This is a genomic window from Mycobacterium sp. 852002-30065_SCH5024008 (genome assembly GCF_001665645.1).
In the GTDB taxonomy this organism is placed as follows: Bacteria; Actinomycetota; Actinomycetes; order Mycobacteriales; family Mycobacteriaceae; genus Mycobacterium; species Mycobacterium paraffinicum.
This window is the reverse complement of sequence record NZ_LZSZ01000002.1, coordinates 1-665: the sequence shown is the minus strand read 5'-3', so window position 1 is coordinate 665 and position 665 is coordinate 1. Positions and strand designations below refer to the sequence as shown.

At 65.6% G+C, this 665-nt stretch carries 1 protein-coding gene; it reads right to left on the bottom strand.

The features are described 5' to 3' along the window. On the bottom strand, positions 1–665 hold a 665-nt coding region (locus A5781_RS00035; RefSeq protein WP_156624256.1), incomplete at both ends, for a condensation domain-containing protein.

Genomic DNA, 665 nt, shown 5'->3' with positions numbered 1-665 from the left:
TCGGGCGTGCGGCCGACTTGGGCGGCAAACAACGCTGGGATCGACACCCCCGACACCGCTGGGCGGTCCAACACCGCCCGGTTACCCCAGTTATCCAGGCGGACACGTTCGGACTCGTCGAGCACCCCGATCGAAGACACCGGCCGCGAGGGATCTGCCGTCATGTCGGCCAGCACCCGCTCGAATCGTGTAATTAACGTTTCGATGCTGGCGGGGTCGAAAATATCGGTGCGAAACTCCACTACCCCACCGATGCCGGCCGGCTGGCCCGCTTCGGTGAAGTTCTCGGACAGGGTGAAGGTCAAATCCATGCGGGCCGTGCAAGTTTGCACTGGCAAGGGGCTAACCCGCACCTGCTCACCTAGCGCCAGCCCGCCGGCTAGGTCCAGCTCGGCGAGGTTGTGGTTTTGCCAGGCCAGCATGACCTGCACTAGGGGGTGATGGGCCAGGGAGCGGGTGGGGTGCAGCCGTTCCACGAGCAGCTCGAAGGGCACGTCTTGGTGCTCAAAGGCGGCCAGGCTGCGCGCGCGCACCTGCCCCAACAGTTCAGCCACACTGGGATCCCCGGCCACCTCGACGCGTAACACCAAGGTGTTGACGAAGAACCCGACCAGCTCATCAAGGGCCGGGTCACGCCGGCCCGCGATCGGGAACCCAACGGCCAC